Below are 4684 nucleotides of genomic sequence, written 5' to 3'. Positions count from 1 at the left end.
GTGGAGTATCTGATGCGCGACGGGGCGGCCGGAATGCACTGCCGCCCGTTCAATTGACAACGCAGGAAGCAGATCGAAGACGATCGCGTTCGCGATGTCGATGAAGCATGCGCAGACCGCCGCGCCGACGGGCAACATGCAACACGTACGTCGGCGGCTCGACAGCGGGCGACACCGATCCCCCGACGCTGCAAAGGCGATGAAAAAATCGATTAGCGATCGAAATCGTCCGTAGGACGAATCAGCCTAGTCCGATTTACTTGCTCGCGAACCGAACGTGATACTTGCACCAGCGAACTTCGATTCATACGAGCGCGGTGCGGTTCCGCCGAGGGCGATCTCCATGGGCATCACGGACCATCAACACATCATCGGACGATTGGCGACATGGCTTGCAGGGTCGCCGACCGGCACGTGGCCGCCGTATCGCCGCCGCGTGTCGCGCGCGGCCGGCGACGCGTATGACCGCTTCTTCCAGGATTCGAGCATCGCGATACGCGTGCTCGGCCAGAAGGCCGCGCAGCACGAAGCGATGCTCGCGACGCTCGGCGCGACCGCGTTGTCCGCGCCGCCGCCGCACATGCTCGACACGCTGCGCACGCGGATGCCCCAGCTCGACGGGCTCGAGTTCCGGCCGCCGGGTGCGGGCCGGCACGATGCCAGTCTCGCCGTTCGACGCTCGCCGCCGCGCGATGCCACGACGTTCTCGATCGAATTCGCCGGCGACGGTTACTGGCTCGCCGCCGATTCCGGCTGGGCCGTGCGGATCGACCCGGGGCAACTGCTGGCGCCGGGCGACTGGCCCGATTCGCTGGCATCCGCGGCGCTGCATCTGCAAGGGCGCGCGTTCGAGCTGCTGCATCGCGACGCGCCGGCCACGCCGTTCGGCTGGACGATGCACGTCGAAAAACACCTGCCTGCACGACCGCAGGCGTATGTGCTGACGACGACGCGCACGCTCACGGCGGCCGACCTGCCGTGGCTGTCGATCGCGCTGTGGAATGTCGTGGCCGCGCTGCTGGTGCTGGGCGCGCTCGGCGCGTGGCGGCTGCGCGACGCGCGTCGCCGCGAGCACGCCCGCGCGCGGCTCGACGGCGTGACGCGCCTCGATACGCTCGGCGAAATGGCGGCCGGCCTCGCGCATGAGCTGAACCAGCCGCTGACCGCGATCGTCACGCACACGCGCGCAGCCGAGCGGATGCTCGATACGCCGTCGGAGCGCGACAGCGTGCGCCGTGCGTTGCAGACGAGCGTCGCGCAGGCGAAGCGCGCCGCGGCGATTCTCGACCGCCTGCGCACCGCGATGACGTCGAGCCGCGACGACGCGCGCCGTGCGCTCGATCCGGACGCGCTGATGGCGTCGCTGCTGTTCCTGCACGCGGACGACGCGGCGCGCGAGCACGTCGCGCTGACGTGGCGCAACGCGGCGCCGCGCGCCCGGCCGCTGGCCGATCCGGTCGCGGTCGAGCAGATCCTGCACAACCTGATCCGCAACGCGCGCGACGTGCTGGCAGGCGCGCCGCGCGGCGAGATCCGCGTGAGCGGTGCACGCGACGGCCGGCATTACCGGTTCAGTGTGACCGACACCGGGCCGGGCGTGCCGGACGACGCGCTGCCGCGGCTGTTCGAGCCATTCTTCACGACGCGCACGGACGGGCTCGGCCTCGGGCTGCCGTTGTGCGACACGCTCGCGCAGCGTCAGGACGGCGCGCTGACCATTCGGAACCTGCCGTCCGGCGGTGCCGAGGCGGTGCTGTTGCTGCCGATGGCGCGGGAGGGGCATGGATGAGCACGCATGAAGCCATGCATCCGCCGGAGGCCGGGTCCGTCGTCGCGATCGTCGACGACGACGAAGCCGTGCGCGACGGCCTCGCGCTGCTGCTGTGGACCGTCGGCTTGCGCACCCGCCGTTTCGCCGATGCGCACGCGTTTCTCGCGGAAGCCGACGACAGCACGCTCGGCTGCGTGCTGCTCGACCTGCGGATGCCGGGGATGAGCGGGCTCGACGCGCTCGATTGTCTCGCCGGCCGGCGTAGCCTGCCGGTGATCGTGCTGACCGGCCATGGCAACGTCGATGCGTGCCGGCGTGCGTTCAAGCGCGGCGCGTGCGATTTCCTGCGCAAGCCGGTCGACGACGACGAACTGATCGACGTGGTCCAGCAGGCGCTGCGCGGGCACGCGGACCGGCGCGACGGCGACGCGGCGGAACAGGCCCGCGCGAGCCGGATGGCGACGCTGAGCGCGCGCGAGCGCGACGTGCTCGACGGCATCGTGCGCGGCGGCAGCAACAAGGCAATCGCGCGCGATCTCGGGCTGTCGCCGCGCACGGTCGAGACGTATCGCGCGAACCTGTTCGACAAATTGCAGGTCGCGTCGCTCGTCGAGCTGGTGCGCGACTACGCGGCGCTCGCGGGCGTATCGGCGACGTAGCGGCGCGACGATGCCGCGGCGCAGGAGCGGAAGCGGCTCGACGCGCGGTGTCCCTACGTCGTGCGATTTCGCAACGCGAACCGGATCGCGTCCGGCCTGACTCGCGGCAAGGTCCGAATCGCGCGCCCGACCGCGATTCCCGCGCGGAACGAACGTGGGCACGTTGTGCCCCGTGATGACCGCTTACCCCGATTTTTTCCGCCACGCCCGCGCGGCCGGTTTCGACCGACTCGCATCGAGCGTGGCATCGCGTTGTTTTTTCAGTAGAGAGCATTCGAATGAATACGACCCGAATCACGATGATCCGGCTTGCCGCGGCGGCGCTGTTCGCGACGACGGCGATCGCGCCCGGCGCGCATGCGGCCGATGCGCCGGCATCGGCGCCTGCCGCGCCGACCGGTCATGGCTTCGACTACGATCACCAGCGCGAGTGGCATCTCGAATCCGGCGACGCGCAGTCGCCGGTCGCGATCGATTCCGCAACGGTCAAGCGCGCGACGCGCTACGAGGACGAGAACGTCGCGATCGACGTGCATATCGCCGACACCCGCGCGAAGGCGATCGATAACGGCCATACGATCCAAATCGTGCCGGCCGGCGGCAGCGCGACGATCCGCGGGCGGCATTTCCGGCTTCAGCAGATTCATTTCCACGCGCCGGCAGAGCATACGCTGGACGGTCGCAGCTCTCCGATCGAGGGACATTTCGTGTTCCGCTCGCAGGACGGGCGGCTGGCCGTCGTCGCGGTGTTCTATCGCACCGGCAGCGAGAACGCGCAGTTCGCGGCGGTGATGGATGCGCTGCGCGGCGCGGATACCGCGAGCGTGCCGTCGTTCCACGCAGCCGCGCTGATGCCGCGCAGCGTGAAAACCTACTACCACTACCTCGGTTCGCTCACGACGCCGCCGCTGACCGAGAACGTCGAATGGTACGTGCTGGACGAGCCGGTCGAGTTGTCGGCGGACGACATCACCGCATTCCGGATGCGTTACTCGCACAACGCGCGCGTGGTTCAACCGTTGAACGGCCGGCCGCTGCTGCGTTACGACGCGAAGTAAGCGCGCGCCTCCGTAGCGCTACGGAGGCGCCACCCGTTCGCGTACGGGTTCAGCGTGCATGACGAATTTCCTACGATGGCGTGATCTCCTCTCATCGTTCAGGAAGTCACGTCATGATCAAGTCTTTCGCCCTCCCGTTGTCGCTCGCACTGCTGTTCTCGGGCGCGGCATTCGCCGATACGGTCGCACCGGAAACGAAAAAGCAGGACCCGAGCGACGCGGGTTACTACGCGACCGCGCGCGTCATCGGCGCGTTTGACAACGCCGTGAACATGGAGCTGACGAGCCCGCGTGTGACGAGCCGCATCGGCGGCCCGGACGGGCAGGATCGCGTGACGGGCTCGGTCGCGGGCGGCTACCAGTTCGGTAACGGCTGGCGCGCGGAAGGCGAATACGTGTTCAAGCGCTCCGGCAACTTCGTCAGCTACTGGGCGCCGTTCGACGCGAACGCGAACGAATTCCATGTGTCGTCGCAGCGGCTGATGCTCAACGGCTATCGCGACTTCGACCTGGGGCGTGGTTTCTCGGTGTACGGCACGCTCGGCGTCGGTGTCGCGATCGTGTCGGCCGAAGGCTGGCAGGGCAACGACACGCGTCGCTTCGCGTCGAAGACGCAGACCAACCTCGCGTATTCGGCCGGCGCGGGCGTGAGCTATGCGATCAACAAGCGTTTCACGATCGACGTCGGATATCGCTATGTCGACATGGGCAACGTCGAGACGGGCTTCAACACGTTCGTGAACCGCGTGTCGGCGCGCGACGAGCAACTGAAGTCGAAGCTGTCGTCGAACGAAGTGTTCATCGGGCTGCGCGGGCGGTTCTGAGCGCCACGCGGTCTTGTCGCGAACGCGCGGCGTTGCGCGTTCGTTTCCGGAGCTGTGTGGCCGCGCATCGGTATCCGGCCGGAACGTGCGATGGCGCATCGTGAAAGGGCCGGAAACGAAATTGCGTTGACGCGCATCGTTGCCGCTCGAATAAGCCCAGTCCGATTTACTCGGGATATCCCCTACGGCGATACTCGAAGCCAATCAAATTTACTCACGGGAGCACGGATTGGCGCGGCGGATGTCGGGCGATCCGTCGTCGACATCATGGGCATGCAAGACATCGAAGGACGCTTCGCGTTGCCGCTCGCGCGGCCTTTTTCAGATCTGCCGCCGCCGTTCGGGCGCCGCCGCAGGCCGTTCGTCACAAGC

Annotated in this window: 4 protein-coding genes and 1 pseudogene; all 5 read left to right on the top strand. The window is 67.9% G+C overall.

The window, feature by feature from the left end; genetic code table 11:
• Nucleotides 1-343 precede the first annotated feature (343 nt).
• Nucleotides 344-1789, top strand: coding sequence for a sensor histidine kinase (locus JMF90_RS24925; protein WP_011548580.1), 1446 nt, complete (start codon nucleotides 344-346; stop codon nucleotides 1787-1789).
• On the top strand, nucleotides 1786-2430 hold the full coding sequence (locus JMF90_RS24920; RefSeq protein ID WP_011548579.1) for a response regulator transcription factor: 645 nt from the start codon (nucleotides 1786-1788) through the stop codon (nucleotides 2428-2430). The genes JMF90_RS24925 and JMF90_RS24920 overlap by 4 nt, the downstream gene beginning before the upstream one ends.
• Nucleotides 2431-2708: 278 nt before the next feature.
• On the top strand, nucleotides 2709-3488 hold the full coding sequence (locus JMF90_RS24915; RefSeq protein ID WP_011548578.1) for a carbonic anhydrase family protein: 780 nt from the start codon (nucleotides 2709-2711) through the stop codon (nucleotides 3486-3488).
• Nucleotides 3489-3601: 113 nt separating this feature from the next.
• Nucleotides 3602-4312, top strand: coding sequence for an outer membrane protein (locus tag JMF90_RS24910; protein ID WP_011548577.1), 711 nt, complete (start codon nucleotides 3602-3604; stop codon nucleotides 4310-4312).
• A 90-nt stretch (nucleotides 4313-4402) separates the two neighbouring features.
• A pseudogene (locus tag JMF90_RS40235) lies at nucleotides 4403-4684 on the top strand (hypothetical protein); the annotation flags it as partial.

Origin of the sequence: Burkholderia sp. E168m23 (assembly GCF_016586125.1) — a bacterium.
Taxonomy (GTDB): Bacteria; Pseudomonadota; Gammaproteobacteria; order Burkholderiales; family Burkholderiaceae; genus Burkholderia; species Burkholderia orbicola.
The sequence above is the reverse complement of the archived record's forward strand: the minus strand, read 5'-3'. Positions and strand labels throughout refer to the sequence as shown.

What these genes read in the sequence shown, in the direction of transcription:
- JMF90_RS24920 (WP_011548579.1), top strand. Translation starts at nt 1,786, where the DNA reads ATGAGCACGCATGAAGCCATGCATCCGCCGGAGGCCGGGTCCGTCGTC.
- JMF90_RS24910 (WP_011548577.1), top strand. Translation starts at nt 3,602, where the DNA reads ATGATCAAGTCTTTCGCCCTCCCGTTGTCGCTCGCACTGCTGTTCTCG.
- JMF90_RS24925 (WP_011548580.1), top strand. Translation starts at nt 344, where the DNA reads ATGGGCATCACGGACCATCAACACATCATCGGACGATTGGCGACATGG.
- JMF90_RS24915 (WP_011548578.1), top strand. Translation starts at nt 2,709, where the DNA reads ATGAATACGACCCGAATCACGATGATCCGGCTTGCCGCGGCGGCGCTG.